The 15,725-nt window shown below is 69.5% G+C and carries 12 protein-coding genes; 2 read left to right on the plus strand and 10 right to left on the minus strand.

Annotated features, from left to right (window positions below):
• Positions 1–25 precede the first annotated feature (25 nt).
• The gene (locus tag ACO2Q0_RS04625; protein WP_423350302.1) at positions 26–874 is read right to left on the minus strand and encodes an enoyl-CoA hydratase/isomerase family protein; all 849 of its coding nucleotides are present in this window, start codon (positions 872–874) and stop codon (positions 26–28) included.
• A 125-nt stretch (positions 875–999) separates the two neighbouring features.
• On the opposite strand from ACO2Q0_RS04625, the gene ACO2Q0_RS04630 reads away from it, so the two are divergent.
• Entirely contained in the window at positions 1,000–3,594 is a 2,595-nt protein-coding gene (locus ACO2Q0_RS04630; RefSeq protein ID WP_423350303.1) for a CaiB/BaiF CoA transferase family protein, read from the plus strand.
• Between the two features lie 315 nt (positions 3,595–3,909).
• Positions 3,910–4,938 carry an alpha/beta hydrolase family protein gene (locus ACO2Q0_RS04635; protein WP_423350304.1) on the plus strand — a complete coding sequence of 343 codons (1,029 nt, stop codon included), beginning with the start codon at positions 3,910–3,912 and terminating at the stop codon, positions 4,936–4,938.
• Between the two features lie 98 nt (positions 4,939–5,036).
• Here the strand turns inward: ACO2Q0_RS04635 and ACO2Q0_RS04640 are convergent, their stop codons facing one another.
• The 9 genes from ACO2Q0_RS04640 to ACO2Q0_RS04680 form a co-directional block, all read right to left on the minus strand.
• On the minus strand, positions 5,037–5,810 hold the full coding sequence (locus ACO2Q0_RS04640) for an IclR family transcriptional regulator (RefSeq protein ID WP_423350305.1): 774 nt from the start codon (positions 5,808–5,810) through the stop codon (positions 5,037–5,039).
• 143 nt (positions 5,811–5,953) lie between these two features.
• Positions 5,954–6,475, minus strand: coding sequence for a 2,4'-dihydroxyacetophenone dioxygenase family protein (locus tag ACO2Q0_RS04645; protein ID WP_423350306.1), 522 nt, complete (start codon positions 6,473–6,475; stop codon positions 5,954–5,956).
• Positions 6,476–6,649: 174 nt separating this feature from the next.
• A complete protein-coding gene (locus ACO2Q0_RS04650) occupies positions 6,650–9,859 on the minus strand; it encodes an efflux RND transporter permease subunit (RefSeq protein ID WP_423350307.1) in 3,210 nt (1,069 codons plus the stop codon).
• A gap of 2 nt (positions 9,860–9,861) precedes the next feature.
• A complete protein-coding gene (locus tag ACO2Q0_RS04655) occupies positions 9,862–11,022 on the minus strand; it encodes an efflux RND transporter periplasmic adaptor subunit (protein WP_423350308.1) in 1,161 nt (386 codons plus the stop codon).
• A complete protein-coding gene (locus tag ACO2Q0_RS04660; RefSeq protein ID WP_423350309.1) occupies positions 11,019–12,275 on the minus strand; it encodes a TolC family protein in 1,257 nt (418 codons plus the stop codon). Before ACO2Q0_RS04660 ends, ACO2Q0_RS04655 begins: the two co-directional genes overlap by 4 nt.
• Before the next feature lie 52 nt (positions 12,276–12,327).
• Positions 12,328–12,693, minus strand: coding sequence for a hypothetical protein (locus ACO2Q0_RS04665; RefSeq protein ID WP_423350310.1), 366 nt, complete (start codon positions 12,691–12,693; stop codon positions 12,328–12,330).
• 95 nt (positions 12,694–12,788) lie between these two features.
• Entirely contained in the window at positions 12,789–12,908 is a 120-nt protein-coding gene (cydX, locus tag ACO2Q0_RS04670) for a cytochrome bd-I oxidase subunit CydX (RefSeq protein ID WP_423350311.1), read from the minus strand.
• 10 nt (positions 12,909–12,918) lie between these two features.
• Positions 12,919–14,067, minus strand: a complete 1,149-nt coding sequence (gene cydB / locus ACO2Q0_RS04675; protein WP_423350312.1) for a cytochrome d ubiquinol oxidase subunit II — start codon at positions 14,065–14,067, stop codon at positions 12,919–12,921.
• Positions 14,068–14,078: 11 nt separating this feature from the next.
• Entirely contained in the window at positions 14,079–15,644 is a 1,566-nt protein-coding gene (locus ACO2Q0_RS04680) for a cytochrome ubiquinol oxidase subunit I (RefSeq protein ID WP_423350313.1), read from the minus strand.
• Positions 15,645–15,725: the final 81 nt, after the last annotated feature.

Here is a 15,725-nt window from a genome sequence, read left to right on the forward strand (position 1 = left end):
GGGAACCGGGGCTTGTCGCCCGCCCCTAGTCCTGAACGTCGAACAGTTCCTGCGGGAAGTCGTCGTTGGCCGACAGGCGCCAGCTCGGCCGGCGGCGCTCGATGAAGGCGTTCACGCCCTCCGCCGCGTCCGCCTGTCGAACCGACCAGGCGAAGAGACGGTCCTGGAAGGCGCGCGCCACCGCGCGGTCCGGCTCCTGCAGCAGCTTGCGCGCCGCGAGCTTCGTCAGCGCCGCCGGCAGCGGCGCGACGTTCTCCGCGATCTCATGGGCGACGGAGAGCGCGAGCTGCACGATCTTGTCGCGGGGTGCGATGCGCGAGACGAGCCCCAGTCGGTGGGCTTCGACGCCGTTTATCTTCCGCCCCGTGAGGAGCAATTCCATCGCCGCGCCGTAACCGATCTGGCGCGGCAGGCTCCAAAGGAGATCGCCGTCCGGGATGACGCCCCGCCGATGGAAGACGAACCCGATGGTCGCATCCTCTGCGGCCACGCGGATATCGGCGCTCATGGCCATGGTGATCCCGGCGCCGACGGCCGCGCCGTTGATCGCCGCGATCACCGGCGTACGCAGACTGTCGGCGGAGCGGAAGCCTTCGGGATAGTCCTTCGCGACCTCCTCGCGACGGCCGCTGTTGAAGTTCTTGGCCCCCGGCAGCAGCGCGGCCCCGGCGCAGAAAGCCCGTCCGGCGCCAGTGAGCACGATAGCGCGGATCCCGTCGTCCTCGTCGAGCCGCCGGTAGGCGTCGCTGAGATCCGCCGCCATCTCCCAGTCCCACGCGTTCAGCTGGTCGGGCCGGTTCAACGTCACGATGCCGACAGAGCCGTCGAGCTTCACGTCGATCGAATTGTAGCTCGGCATTGGCTCGGCGGTCATCATTGGCTCTCCTGGGCACGGCGCGAATTCCGCCTCGCCCAGTCACGGCGGCGGTTGCGAACTGACGCTTTGTCAGTAGTATTCCAGACGATGTGTCAATAGCAAGCAGGGTTGGGGAGCCGTCAATGACTTCGCCGGGTGAAATGAATGCGGGGCGGCTTGACGCGAGGGAAGGATACGAAGGCTACCTGGGCGGCGTCCGCATTCTCGAGATCGGCGACGAGCTGGGGGAGTATTGCGGGAAGATCCTGGCCGGTCTTGGCGCCGACGTCGTGCGGGTGGAGCCCCGAGGCGGAGAAATCACGCGCGGGTATGGGCCGTTTTACCACGACCAGCCGCACCCCGATCGCAGCCTGTACTTCTGGCATTACAACTTCGGCAAGCGCGGCCTCGAGCTCGACCTCGGCGATCCGGCGGACCAGGCGCGCTTCCGCGACCTGGCCATCGCGGCGGACGTGATTCTCGACAGCCGGCCACGCGGCTATCTGGACGGGCGGGGCCTTGGGCGCGAAGCTCTGGCCGGCGCCAACCCCGGCCTCATCCACGCGCGGATCAGCCCCTTCGGGGACACGGGACCTTGGGCCGATCGCCAGGCCTCCGACCTCGTCCACCTCGCACTGGGCGGCGTCGCCATGAACTGCGGCTACGACCCCGACCCGGCGGGGAAGTACGACACGCCGCCGGTCGCGCCGCAGATCTGGCAGGCCTATCATATCGCCGGCGAGATGATGGCGATGTCGATCATCGCCGCGCTGATCTATCGCCAGAAGTCCGGGCACGGCCAGTCGCTGTCGACCAGCGTCCACCAGGCCGTCAGCCAGAATACCGAGACCGACATCCCCAGCTGGCTGTTCCTGCGCGCCGTACATCGCCGCCTGACCTGTCGGCACTCGGCGACGGTCGCCCGCAGTCCTTCGCTGGCGGCGACCAAGGACGGCCGCTACGTCCTCCCCTACCGGACCTACCTTATGGCCGGGTTCAACATCTGGGATGACACGGTCGCGGTCCTGCGGGACTACGGCATGCAGGCCGATCTTGAGGATCCCCACTACGAGACGGCCCGGGACACGCCGGTCGCCCGCGAAAGGCTCGAGTTCCTCACGGAACGGCTCGTCGGCCGCCTGCCCTTCGATCGCGACGTCTGGCTCGATGCACAGCGGCACGGACTACCCTGGGCGCCCATCCGGCGACCGGAGGAGAACCTGGCCGATCCGCACTGGCTGGAGCGTGGGACATTCTTCGATGTTCACCATCCCGAACTCGGCGAGACGTTCAAGTACAGCGGCGCCAAGTGGTACTCGGACGAGGTGGCGTGGCGGCGCGGGCCGCGCGCGCCTCTGGTGGGCGAGCACAACGCGACCATCCCCGCCGAGTGGACGCCGCGCCGGGAGCCGCCGCGCGTGCACGCCAATGCGCGTATGCAGGCTCCGCCCCTGAAGAGCGCGCTCGGCCGTCCGTTCGCGCTCTCCGATGTCCGGGTGATCGATCTGGGCTGGATGCTGGCCAGCGCCGGCGCCGGCCGGTTCCTCGCGGCCATGGGGGCCGAGGTGATCCGCGTCGAGCACGAGAGCCGGCCCGACGGCATGCGGCTCAGCCCCGCCGGCGCCTTGCCGCCGGGCGGCCGTGCGCAGCGGGAGGCCGCCACCAGCCCGATCCCCGCGCCGACGTGGGCCCCGGACCTGAACCGCAGCGGCTGCTTCATGGAGATCAACGCCGGCAAGCTGAGCGTCGGCCTGAACCTCAAGGACCCCGAGGACCGGCGCCGCCTCGAGGCGCTCATCCGCGACGCCGACATGATCGTCGAAGGCTATTCGCCGGGCACCCTGACCCGCATGGGGCTCGGTTACGAGCGCCTGAAGGAACTCAACCCCAGCATCATCTATGTTCAGCAGAGCGGCCTGGGGGAACATGGCCGCTACGGCCGTATGCGCACCTTCGGCCCCAGCGCCCAGGCGATCACCGGCATCAGCGAAATGTCCGGCTTGCCCGAGCCCTATCCGCCCGCGGGTATCGGCTACTCGTACCTGGACTGGTGCGGCGCCTACAACATGGCGACCGCCATGCTGGCGGCCCTGCACCGGCGTAACGCCACGGGCCTTGGATGCCACATCGACGCCTCACAGGGCGACGCCGGCCTCTACCTGACGTCGACCGCGACGCTGGATTATTCCGTGAATGGCCGCCGCTGGTCGAGGTTCGGCAACCGCTCGCCCTACAAGCCGGCCGCACCTCACGGCATCTACCGTGCCGCCGGCGACGACCGCTGGATCGCCATCGCAGCCTTCACCGAAGAGCACTGGCTGGCCGTGACCGACATCCTCGGGCTGGAATCGCTACGGGCCGACCAGCGCTTCGCGCGTCTTGCCGACCGGCTTGCCAGCCAGGACGCGCTGGATCGGCTGATCAACGAGGCGACAACCTGCTTCGATCCGTTCCAGCTGATGGAGGCGCTCCAGAAGCGCGGCGTCCCGGCAGGGGTCTGTCAGACCGCCGAGGACCGCTGCGATCACGATCCGCAGCTGCGCCACCTGGGCTGGCTGGTGGAGCTCGATCAGTCTGAGATCGGGCGTTGGCCGGTGCGGGAGCATCCGGTGCAATTCTCCGAAACGCCAGCCTACATGGGCGGGCGCTTCGATCGCTCGGGACCGAGCTACGGCGAGGACACCGAACGCGTACTCAGAGAACTCGTGGGACTGTCGCCCCAAGGCTCCGCCGTCTAGGCCGTAGAGGACGTCTGGACGCCCGCTGGACGAGGCTCCCGAGGAACTCTTCGGGAGCCCCTGCCCGCACGCGCCGAGGCGCCGCCCCGTCGCGTCGAGCGACAGCTTCGACACAAGCTCAGAACTGAGGACGGCCGACGTAGAGGGACGGCGCTCGCAACGTGCAGCGCGGGCTCGTCCGCCGGCCCATCTCATCGCGGCCCCGGCCCAATCCCTATTGACGTATCGCCAACAAATCGTCGACGCCGCGACCATCTCGTATTATGATTATTCCATTCAGAATACTGAATAGAATAGCGACATGGGAGGACGTCAATGAAGCAGACCATTCGCGGCGCGTTCGTCGCCTGCAGCCTTGCGCTCACGGCCTTGGCCGTAGCGATCCCTGCGGCGGCGCAGTCGCCGCCGACGAAGCCCGCCATGGGCCAGCTCGGCGGCGCGGGTCCCTGCACGGAAGGCACGGGCAAGTCCGGCTACGGCAACCGCGCAGAGTACATCTGGGTGAAGGTCCCGACCGGGACCGGCAGTCCGCGAACCGGCGGAACGTGTAACGATGCGAACCGCCCCGTGGTGCTGATCGCGCCGGGCTGGGGCGCCTTGGCGCCGAGCAACTACCCGAACCTCGTCAGCGACATGGTCAGCAACGGCTTCATCGTCATCTACGTGAACTTCTCACTCTATCCGATCCGGCCGGACGTGAACTACGCGCAGGTTCTCGACGGCTACAAGGTGGCCACGACGAAGTTCAACAGCCAGATCGGAAACCGCATGGATCTCGCCAACATCGGGATCTGGGGCCATTCGCTGGGCGCAGGCATGGTGCCCTGGCTGGCCAAGGAGATCTCCGCCCTTGGCGCCGGCAGCAATTCCCTGTGGCTGTCGTCGAACGCCACGTCCTGGGCCTTCTGGGTCGAGCTGACGGGGCCGATCGACATCCCCAGCCATGCTCACGCCCAGGTCATCGCCTATGATCAGGACACGAAGACCGATCATAACGTGGGCATCGACGTCTTCGAGGCCTACGACATTCCCGACAGCCAGAAGGACCACATCCAGATCCAGTCCGACGGCTCCTATGTGGCCGACCACGCCACGCCGACGGAGGGCGCCGCCAACTACCTGGACTGGTACGGCGTGCACCGGAATTACCAGGCGCTCGCGGACTGCGCCCGCTTCGGGACCAACTGCAACGTGGACCTGACCGACATGGGTCAATGGTCAAACGGCGTCGACGCCAAAGAGGCGATCGTCAGCGACGATCCTCAGGACATGGGCCCGGCCGACGCACTCGTCGAATGCGGCGAAGACAACGGACAGGGCGCCCCCTCGCGCTGCGGCCCCTGACTCACGATCCCGCCGCAGCGGATGGGGGACCCCTGACGCTGCGGCGGGGCTTGAGCCGAAGGCCCTATGAGGGCCGGCCGAGCCTCAGGCGATTGCACTCAAACCGCGATCGCGGCGGTCACCCTCGGCGCCAGCGCCTTCAGCGCCGCCCCCACCTTCGCGAGTTCGGCCTTCGATCGCTGCCCACGGAAGAAGCTGGTGGCCAGGATGAACGCGGGGCGCCCGTGCTGATCGAGCAGCGGAACCGAGACCGTTGAAATGCCGGAGAACAGGTCGCCGTCATCGAGCGCCCAGCCGCGCCTCCGCGACTGCTCGACTTCACGCAGGTACTTCTCGAGCGTCGGCGGGTTGTCCCATCGCAGCTGGGGAAACTGGGCCTCGATCGTGCTCTTCGGCACGGGCAGCGCGAACGCCACGCAGCGCCCGCCGGCGCCCGCCAGCAGCGGCAGACGGAACCCGGCCGTCATGTGGATGCGTGTGGCCGCGCCGCTTTCGGCCAACCCGATGAGCACGAGCCGCTGGGAGGTCACCTGCCACAGCACGACGGTCGCGCCCTGCGCCTCGGCGAACGGCTCCAGCAGAAAGGCGCATCGGGCGAACGCCCGGCGTCCCTCGGCTCCCCGAAGGCCGAGCGACAGCAGGAGCGAGCCGGCCGTGTAGGTCTTCGACACCGCGTCGAACTCGAGCATCCCCTCCGCGGTGAGCGTCTTGACGATGTTATAGCAGGTGCTGGGACTCACGCCCGCCGCGCGCGCCAGCGCATTGACGCCCAGCGGCGTGGGCTGGAACGCGACCTGTCGCAGGATCGCGATCGCGTTGACCACCGCCCCGACCGACGGCGCTTCTTTTGCGGGAGTTTTTCGCACCGACATACCTCGCACAGAGGGGCATTCAGAATACTGAATGGTCGGTAATTGCAGGCAACGATGCCCCACCGCAAGAGCCGGTGCGTGCTGTCTCCCCGGTGCGGGAGCGCGGAACGTGTTCGCGGACCGGCTCGGGCGGGACGGTGCGCCTATTCGCCGATGACCAGAACCCTCTCGGCCGAGAGGCCGGCCTGACGACAGCTTTCCCGGTAGGATTTCAGGATGGTGCCGGCGTCGACCACACGGGTCACGGCGCCGTTCGCATCGACGTCCAGGTTTGCTCCGAAGATGGCGAACCAGACCTCGGTCTCGCCAGCCTGGGCTTCGGGCACGGCCAGCGTATGAACCGATCCCGCGGGCTCGAACAGGAATGAGCCCGGCCGATTGATCTGCTCAGGATATTCCAGGTAGCTCCATTCGCCCTTGCTGGTGACGGCGAATACCGGGCCCGTGTGATAATGCGTCGGCAGGCGGCAACCGGGCTTGAAGCGGGAACGGACCACCCATAGCCCATTGGTGAGATCGACCTGCAGCAGTTGCAGTTCCGAGGCGTCCGACCGCTTCACGAAGGGCAGATCGTCGGCGCCGATGTGCACCGCCTCGCGCAGCGCCGACGACGCCGTAAGGAAGGAAGCCGAGGAGGACACGGACTTTGTTTCGGCGTTGATCATTCGAATTGTCCTGAGCTTGCGCGGGAGCGGCTCGCCCGACGGCGCGAGGCGGCGAGCAGCAGCCCCTACTCAGTTACTGACATTTGGTCAATAACTGAGCCGCACGCCTTCCGGCGCCGACGACGGCCGTCGATCGACGTGGGACCCCAGAAGGCCTCAGCGTCGGAAGGGCGTTCAGGTCAGCTTGGCCATGACGCCCCCTTCCAGCTTCGCCGGGCGGCGGCGCGCCAGGACCCGGCCGGCGAAGGTGGGCAGAACCACAAGCGTCAGCATCGTGGCGGTGATCAGTCCGCCGATGACGACGGTCGCCAGCGGCTTCTGGACTTCCGCCCCCGCGCCATGAGCCAGGGCCATGGGCATGAAGCCGAGGATCGCCACCAGCGCGGTGGTGAGAACCGCGCGGAGACGCCCCAGGGCGCCATCCACGGCGGCGGTGGCCGGGTCCACGCCGCCGTCCAGCCGGTCGCGGATCGCCTGCATGAGCACCAACCCGTTGAGCGTGGCCACGCCGGACACCGCGATGAAGCCGACCGCCGCGGAAACCGAGAACGGCATGCCCCGGAGCAGCAGCGCCAGCGCGCCGCCGACGAGCGCCAGCGGCACGCAGGCGAACACCAGGGCCGCTTGCGCGGCTGAGCCCAGGGCGAAGTAGAGCAGCACCGCGATCAGGACGAAGACGACCGGGACCACCAGCGCCAATCGCGCCTCCGCCCGCTGGAGGTTCTTGAACTGGCCGCCCCAGTCGAGCCAGGCGCCCGCGGGCAGCTGTACCTTGCCGTTCACCGCCGCCTGCGCCTCCGAGACGAAGCCGCCGAGGTCGCGGCCCCGGACGTTGGCCTGCACGACGATCCGCCGCTTGCCGTTCTCCCGACTGATCTGGTTCGGCCCCTCGCCCTCCCGGAAGCGGACGACGGAGCCCAGGGGGACGAAGCTCTGACCCTCGTTCACCGCCAGCGGCGTCTGCGCCACCGCGGCGAGATCGTTGCGCATGGCGTCGGGCAGACGGACCACCACGTCGAACCGGCGGTCGCCTTCGAACACCCGGCCGGCCTCTCGGCCCGCCAGCGCGATCTGCACCGCGTCCGCCGCGTCGGCGGCGTGCAGGCCGTAGAGCGATGCGCCCGCGCGGTCGACCTCGGCGGTGATCATCGGCAGGCCGGAGACCTGCTCGACGCGCACGTCCGCCGCGCCGCGCGTGCTGCGCAGCACCTGGGCGATCTCGTTGGCCGTCCGCTCCATGGCGGCGAAATCGTCGCCGTAGACCTTCACCGCCACGTCCGAGCGCACCCCCGAGATGAGCTCGTTGAAGCGCATCTGGATGGGCTGGGTGATCTCGTAGGCGTTGCCGATCTGGGTGGTGGCGGCCCTTTCGATCTTCTCGACCACCTCGGCCTTGGACAGCTTGCGGTCGGGCCAGTCCTTCTGGTCCTTCAGCACCACGAAGGTGTCGCTGATGCTGGGCGGCATGGGATCGGTCGAAACCTCGGCGGTGCCGGTCTTGGAGAAGACGAAGGCCACTTCCGGCGTCTCGATCAGGACCTTCTCAAGCCGGGCCTGCATCTCGATGGACTGCTCCAGGGAGGCGCTCGGCACGCGCAACGCCTGAACCAGCACGTCCTTCTCGTCGAGCGTCGGGATGAACTCCCGCCCGAGCGCCAGGAAGGCTAGCAGGCCCACGAGGACCGCCGCCCCGGCCCCGATCGCGACCGTCCGGGGGCGCGCCACCGCCCAACGGGTCGCCGGCTCAAGCCGGCGGCGCGCGAAGGCTTCGACCTTGCTCTCGTGCGGCTTGGCCGATGGTTTGATGAGCAGCGCCGTCATCGCCGGCACGAAGGTGAAGGTGAGAACGAAGGCGCCGGCGAGCGCCAGCATGACCGTGGCGGCCATCGGCTGGAACATCTTCCCCTCAATGCCTTCCAAGGCCAGGAGCGGGGCGTAGACCAGAAGGATGATGGCCTGGCCGAACGCCGCCGGCCGGACCATCTGTTTCGCCGCGCCCGCCGCTTCCTCCAGCCGTTCGGCCAGGGTCAGGTCCCGGCCGGCGCTGTCGCGCCGCAGGCCCATGCGGGTAAGCGTGTTCTCCACCACGACCACGGCCCCGTCGATGAGGATGCCGAAGTCCAGGGCGCCAAGGCTCATCAGGTTTCCGCTGACGCCGAAGCGGTTCATCCCGATCACGCCGATCAGGAAGGCCAGCGGGATCACCAGCGCGGTGATGATCGCCGCCCGCACGTTGCCGAGCAGGAAGAACAGGACGGCGATGACGAGCAGCGCTCCCTCCGCCAGGTTGCGCTGGACCGTGCGGATCGTGCGATCGACGAGGTCGGTCCGGTTGAGGACGGTCTTCACCGTCACGCCGGGGGGCATGGAGGGCGCGATCTCGGCGAGCCGCTCGCTCACGGCATGGGCCACCGTCCGGCTGTTCTCGCCGGCCAGCATCAGCGCCGTGCCGATGACCACCTCGTGGCCGTTCTCCTGCGCCGCGCCGAGGCGCACCGCCTGGCCGAATTCGACCTGCGCCACATCCGAAACCCGCACGACCAGGCCGTTGCGGTTGGTGACCGGAGCCGACGCAAGATCCTGCAGCGAGGTGACCCTGGCGTCGGCGCGGACCACGAAGGCTTCGCCGCCGCGGGAGACGTAGCCGGCCCCCGCCACGGTGTTGGCGTGTTCGACCGCCTCCACCAGTTCGTTCAACCCGACCCCATAGGACGAGAGCCGCGCCGGATCGGGATAGACGACGTACTCCTTCACATAGCCGCCGATGGTGTCGATGCCGGCGACGCCAGGCGTGGTGCGGAGCTGTGGCGTGACGATCCAGTCCTGGACCGTGCGCAGATAGGTCGCCTTCTGCCGCTCGGTGACGAGCCCCTCGCCCTCGGGCGTAAGGTAGGAGCCGTCGGGCTGCGGTCCCGGCGCCCCGGCGCGAACGCGGACGTCGGGCTTGAACTCGACAGTCCACATGAGCACCTCGCCCAGGCCCGTCGTGATCGGGGACATCTCGGGACGCGCGTCGGCCGGCAGGTCCTCGCGCACCGCCTCGATGCGCTCGTTCACCTGCTGCCGGGCGAAATAGATGTCGGTGTTTTCCCGGAAGACGGCGGTGATCTGGCTGAAGCCGTTCCGCGAGATGGAGCGCGTCTCCACCAGACCCGGGATGCCCCCGAGCGCCGTCTCGACGGGAAAGGTCACCCGCTGTTCGATCTCTTCCGGGGACAGCGCCGGGGCGATGGTGGTGACCTGCACCTGCTTGTTGGTGATGTCCGGCACCGCATCGATCGGCAGCCGGAAGAGCTGGGTGACGCCGAAGGCGGCCACCAACCCGGTTACGAGCACGACCACGATGCGGTGGCGCACGGAAAGCGAGACGAGCCTGCCGAGCATGGTCAGTGCTCCCCGTGTCCGGCTTCGCCCTTGGCGAGTTCGGCTTTCAGGACGAAGGCGCCGCGGCCGGCGATCCGTTCGCCGCCCTTCAGCCCCGCGATGATCTGGGTATAGCCGGCGCCGGATCGGCCCGGCGTCACGGGCTGAGCGCGGAATCCGCCCGCCTCGGCGACGAAGACCACCGGGGTCCCGGCCACGGTCTGCACGGCTTCGGAGGGCGCCGTCGGATAGCCGCCGGCTTCGGTGGCGATGGCGGCGCTGACGGCCGCGCCGGGCGTCAGCCGGCCGCCGCTGGGCCGCGCCCGCACGACGGCGGCGCCGGTGGCGCCTTGGGCCAGCGGGGCGATGCCGACGATGACCGCGCCGGCCTCGGAGCCATCCGGCCCGATCACCTTCAGCGGCGCGCCGACGCGCAGCTTGGCGGCGGCTTCGGCGGGCGCGTTGAACACCACCTCGACGTTGGCCGGATTGGCCACCTCGGCCACCGCGCCGCCTTGGGCGACGAAGCCGCCGGGGGCGACCTGAAGGGCCGTGACCACGCCGCCGATCGGGCTGCGCACGACGGTTTCGCCCGAGGCCTCGGGGGCGCCCGCGGCGGCGACTTTGGCCCGGGCCGCCACGGCCTCTGCGCTGGCGCGGGCCGCCGCCGCGCGCGCGGCCTCGAAATCCTGCCGTGCAGTGACGCCGGCCTTGAACAGGCGTTCCTCACGGGCCAGGGCCGCACGGGCCGCTTCAGCCTCTGCGCCGGCGGCGACGGACTCGGCCCGCACCGCCGCTCCCTCCGCGCTGCGGATCAGGACCAGCCCGCCGCCGGCTTCGACGTTGGTCCCGGGCGCGACAAGCACCCGGACCACGGCGCCCGACACCGGGGCGGCGACGGCCGCCCGCGCGGATGGCGCGGCCTCGACCCGGCCGGTCAGGCGCAGGTCGCCGGCGCCGCCGCGCGAGACGGTGACCACCGCGACGCCCGCGGCCGACGCCTGTTGCGGGGTCAGCTTCACCATCCAGCCGCCTTCGGCGTGTCCGGCTTCCTCGCCGTGCGGGTCTTCTTCGGCGGGCGCTGCGGCTCGGTTGATGAGCGCGGACAGCGCAAAGCCGCCGGCGCCAGCCAGCAGGACGGCGGCCGCGACGGCGCCGTAGAGACGGGTGTTGTCCCGCGTCATCGTTGTTCTCCGGGGGTGACGGCGCCGGTCAGCCGCGCCTGGGCGGCCTGGGCGCTGATCCGCTCGACGGCGGCTGCGATGGACTGTTCGCGCGCTTCGGCGAGCGCGCGGCGGGCGGCGACCAGCTCGGCCAGCGGCAGCTTGCCGGCCTCGTAGCCTATGCGGAACAGGCGATAGGCCTCACCGGCGGTGCGCTCGCCGTCGCGCGCAGCGGCCAGGCGGCTCCCGGCCGCGGCCGCCCGGGCCGTGCCGGTCCGGATCGCAGCCTCGGCTTCGAGACGCGCGGCGTTGAGCCGGGCCTCCGCCGCCGCTTCCTCCGCCCGGGCGGCCGCGATGTTCCCCCGGTTCTGGTCGAACAGCGGCAGGGGGACCGAGACGCCCGCGACAAGGGCGGTGGCGTCGTCCTCCTCGAAGCGCCGGACGCCCACTGAGACGGTGACGTCGGGCATGGCACGGCGGCGCTCGACGCGAAGGCGCCGGGCGGCGGCCTCACGCTCGGCCTGAGCCGCTACGAAGGCTGCCGTCGCTGTCGCCGCGGGGTTCGTGTCCGGGAAGAGCGGCGCTGTCGTGTCCAGGAGGCTGACCGGGATCGAGGTGATTGGCGCCGGCGCGCCTGCCAGGGCGGTGAGGTTGCCGAAGGCCGCGGCGCGCGCCGCCTGGGCCTGGTCCACGGCGGCTCGGGCCGACTGGACGGCGGCCTGCGCCTGAAGCCGCCGCAGCTCAGCCTCGCGACCGGCGTCGACCAGGGCCGACGCGATGCGGGCGTCCTCCTCGGTCAGGCCCAACCCCTCTCGGGCCAGCTGCAATCTCCGATCCGAGGCCTCGGCTTCGGCATAGGCGGCGGCGAGGTCGAAGGCGTATTCAGCCTCGGCCCGGCGGGCCTGGGCGCGGGCGGCCTCGACCTCGGCCCGCCCCGCGGCGGCGCGCGCCGAGCGCTTTCCCCCCAGTTCGAGGGTCTGGCCGAGGGTCGCGGTCGTCTCGGACAAGCTCGTTCCGCGGAAGGGACCGGAGCCGGAAAAGTTCTCGATCTCCAGCCCGAGCGTGGGGTTCGGTATGGCCCCGGCCTGGCGCGCGAGCCCTTCGGCGCGTGCGACGTTGGCGCGGGCTTCCGCGAGACGCGGCGCGCTGGCCTGGGCCTGGGCGAGCAGAGCTGTGAAAGGTGGTGCAGGACCGGCCACGGCGGCGCTTGCCCCGCCGAAGCTGGCCAGGATGAGCAGCACCGCCAGGGGCGGCCTGCATAGGTTCGAAGACATGGTGTCCCTCGTGAGCGTGACGGTCTGGCCGCGCGGGTGCGCGGAGCGGCCGTCAGGCTCTCGGGGGTCGCATCAAGCCGAACTTGGGATCGGACGTGGGCGCCCGATCGCGCGGTAGCGGATGGGCGACGCCGATCGGATTGCAGGGCTGCTCGGTCGCGGCTGGCGATGCCGACACACAAGGCGCGGCGTGATGGCAATGACCGTGGACGCAGACTCCCGAACCCTCATCCCGTGGGCCGGAGTGGTCATCGGCGGCGGAGGCCTCAGCCGCCGGCATCTCGGCGGCGACGGCGCTCAAGCCACCCTCGTCCTGGCACAGCAGGCCGTCGAGCCCGGGGCCCAGGGTGAGCACGGCCAGCACCAGCGCAGCGAGCGCCATGCCGACCTTGCGCCACCAGGATGAGGTCCGTGCCATCGGCGTGCCTATACCGAAGCCGATCGCGATCGGGAATGCGTTACAAAATCCGCTTCGACGCCCGCGGCTCGACCTCCAGCCCCGGGCGACATGCGTCAGGCGTCGTCCTGCCCCTGGTCGCCGCTGTCGAGCAGGTGGAACTCATGCCAGAGGCCGTTGAGAATCCCGAACGCGACGGCGAGACCGAGGCCGAGGACCCAGGTGAAGTACCACATGCGCGACTCCTCAGTAGAGGTCAGGGTTCGTGGCGAGCGCGTCCACGCTGGAGCGGCCCCACATGATCTTGAACGCCCAGGCGGTGTAGGCCAGCACGATCGGCAGGAAGACGACCGTCACGACCAGCATGATGAAGAGCGTCATATGGCTGGAGGATGCGTTCCACACCGTCAGGCTTGAGCGCCCGTCGATGCTGCTGGGCAGGATGAAGGGGAACATCGAGAGGCCGACGGTCGAGATGATGCCGAACGCGCCGACGGACGAGCCCAGGAAGGCGGGCGCCTCGCGGCCGGCGCGGATGCCGAAGAGCGCGACGGCGGTCCCGAGGAAGCCCGCGGCCGGGGCGATCCACATCCAGGGATGGGCGGTGAAATTGTCCAGCCAGGCGCCGGGCGCGGCCACGGCGGTGGAGCGGAGCGGATTGGATGCCCCGGCGAGATCCGCCGCGCCGTCCAGCCGGAAGCCAAGCCCGCCCAAGGCGACGAAGCCGTAGCCGGCGGCGAAGAGGATCAGGGCCAGCAGCGCCGCGACCGTGCCGAAGGCGCGGGCGCGGTCACGGACGGGGCCGATCTCCGCCTTCATGGTGAGCCAGGCCGCGCCATGGGTCGCCAGCATGGCGACCGACAGCAGGCCGCACAGCAGGGTGAAAGGCGTGAACAGGCCGAAGAAGCCGCCTTCGTATGTGGCGCGAAGGTCGCCATCCAGGCGGAAGGGAATGCCCTGCAGCACGTTGCCGACCGCGACGCCGAAAACCAGCGCCGGCGCGAAGCCGCCGACGAAGAGGGCCCAATCCCAACCGCCGCGCCAGGCTTTCGACGGCCGCTTCGAACGGTACTTGAAGCCGACAGGGCGCAGGATCAGGGCGGCCAGCACGGCGAACATCGCCAGGTAGAACCCCGAGAAGCTGACCGCGTAGACGAACGGCCAGGCCGCGAAGATCGCCCCGCCGCCCAGGATGAACCACACCTGGTTGCCTTCCCACGTCGGACCGATGGTGTTGATCACCATCCGACGCTCACCGTCGGTGCGCGCCACGAACGGCAGCAGCGAGGCGACGCCGAGGTCGAAACCATCGGTGATGGCGAAGCCGATGAGCAGCACGCCCATCAATCCCCACCAGATGATGCGGAGTGTCGGGTAGTCGAAGGGGAGGTCCATGGGGGAACGTCCTATTCAGCCGCCAGCCGCACAGCGTCCGCTGCGGCAGGCTCGGGATGGTCATGGTGGGCGTAGGGCCCGCGACGGATCGTGCGGACGATCAGGCTCACCTCGATGACCGCCAAGGTTCCGTAGAGCAGGGTGAACCCGATGATCGTGATCCAGACCTGTGCGGCGGTCAGGCTGGAAGCGCCGAGGAACGTCGGCAGCACGCCCTCGACCGCCCACGGCTGGCGGCCGATCTCGGCCAGGACCCACCCGGATTCCGCGGCTATCCAGGGCAGCGGCATCATCGCGACGGCCGGCCACAGGATCCACTTGGTCTCGGACCGGCGCATCGCCACGAGGACGAAGGCGGCCCCGAAGACGGCGATCTGCAGGAAGCCGATGCCCGCCATGACCCGGAAGACCCAGAACATCACCGGGACATTCGGCACCGTATCCCAGGCGGCCTTCTGGATCGTCGCCGCGTCCGCCATCCGGGGATCGGCGACATACCGCTTCAGCAGCAGCCCGTATCCCAGGTCACGCTTGGTGAGTTCGAACGCGGCCCGGGCCTCGGCGTCGGAGGGACGCGCCTTCAGCCGCTCCAGGGCGTCATAGGCCTTCACCCCATTCTCGATGCGGCTTTCGGCGACGGCGACGAGTTCGAAGATGCCGGCCACCGGCTTGTCGATGCTGCGGGTGGCGATCAGGCCAAGGACATAGGGGATCTTGACCTCGGCGTGGGTGGTGCGGTCGGCCATGCTGGGGATGCCGAAGGCCGCGAGGCCGGCCGGGGCCGGCTCGGTCTCCCACATCGCCTCGAGCGCGGCGAGCTTCATCTTCTGGTTGTCCGTGAGCGCATAGCCGCTCTCATCGCCCAGCACGACGACGGAGAGGGCCGACGCCAGGCCGAAGGAGGCGGCGACCGCGAACGAGCGCCTGGCCACGCGCGGCCACTTTCCGGCGAGCAGCATGATGGCCGAAACGCCCAGGACGAAGGCCGCGGCGGTCACATAACCGGCGCTCGCCGTGTGGACGAACTTGGCCTGGGCGACGGGATTGAAGATGACCTCCCTGAAGCTGGTCACCTCCATGCGCATGGTGTCGGGGTTGAACGTGGCGCCCACCGGGTTCTGCATCCAGCCGTTGGCCACGAGGATCCAGAGCGCGGAGAGGTTGGAGCCCAGGGCCACCATGAAGGTCACGGCCAAGTGCCCGACCCGCGAGAGGCGCTCCCAGCCGAAGAACATGAGCCCGACGAACGTCGCCTCCAGGAAGAAGGCCATCAGGCCTTCGATCGCAAGTGGCGCGCCGAAGATGTCGCCGACGTAGTGGGAGTAGTAGGACCAGTTTGTCCCGAACTCGAACTCCATGGTGAGTCCGGTCGCGACGCCGAGGACGAAGTTGATGCCGAAGATCGTTGCCCAGAAGCGCGTGATGGTCCGCCAGATCGGCCGGCCGGTCATCACATAGACGCTCTCCATGATCACCAGCAGGAACGACAGCCCGAGCGTCAACGGGACGAACAGGAAGTGGTACATCGCCGTAAGTGCGAACTGCAGGCGGGAGAGCTCGACGACACTCATGTCCATGGCGCGGTCCTTTGCCTTGCCTCGCGTCGGACGCTGGGGCGCCGCCCCGGCATCCAAGCCGGCTAAGATGCGCGATCATGC

This window comes from Phenylobacterium sp. VNQ135, assembly GCF_049445735.1.
In the GTDB taxonomy this organism is placed as follows: domain Bacteria; phylum Pseudomonadota; class Alphaproteobacteria; order Caulobacterales; family Caulobacteraceae; genus Phenylobacterium.

Coding starts and splice junctions, on each gene's coding strand:
- ACO2Q0_RS04625 (WP_423350302.1), bottom strand. CDS start 874: ATGACCGCCGAGCCAATGCCGAGCTACAATTCGATCGACGTGAAGCTC.
- ACO2Q0_RS04630 (WP_423350303.1), top strand. CDS start 1,000: ATGACTTCGCCGGGTGAAATGAATGCGGGGCGGCTTGACGCGAGGGAA.
- ACO2Q0_RS04635 (WP_423350304.1), top strand. CDS start 3,910: ATGAAGCAGACCATTCGCGGCGCGTTCGTCGCCTGCAGCCTTGCGCTC.
- ACO2Q0_RS04640 (WP_423350305.1), bottom strand. CDS start 5,810: ATGTCGGTGCGAAAAACTCCCGCAAAAGAAGCGCCGTCGGTCGGGGCG.
- ACO2Q0_RS04645 (WP_423350306.1), bottom strand. CDS start 6,475: ATGATCAACGCCGAAACAAAGTCCGTGTCCTCCTCGGCTTCCTTCCTT.
- ACO2Q0_RS04650 (WP_423350307.1), bottom strand. CDS start 9,859: ATGCTCGGCAGGCTCGTCTCGCTTTCCGTGCGCCACCGCATCGTGGTC.
- ACO2Q0_RS04655 (WP_423350308.1), bottom strand. CDS start 11,022: ATGACGCGGGACAACACCCGTCTCTACGGCGCCGTCGCGGCCGCCGTC.
- ACO2Q0_RS04660 (WP_423350309.1), bottom strand. CDS start 12,275: ATGTCTTCGAACCTATGCAGGCCGCCCCTGGCGGTGCTGCTCATCCTG.
- ACO2Q0_RS04665 (WP_423350310.1), bottom strand. CDS start 12,693: ATGGCACGGACCTCATCCTGGTGGCGCAAGGTCGGCATGGCGCTCGCT.
- cydX (WP_423350311.1), bottom strand. CDS start 12,908: ATGTGGTACTTCACCTGGGTCCTCGGCCTCGGTCTCGCCGTCGCGTTC.
- cydB (WP_423350312.1), bottom strand. CDS start 14,067: ATGGACCTCCCCTTCGACTACCCGACACTCCGCATCATCTGGTGGGGA.
- ACO2Q0_RS04680 (WP_423350313.1), bottom strand. CDS start 15,644: ATGGACATGAGTGTCGTCGAGCTCTCCCGCCTGCAGTTCGCACTTACG.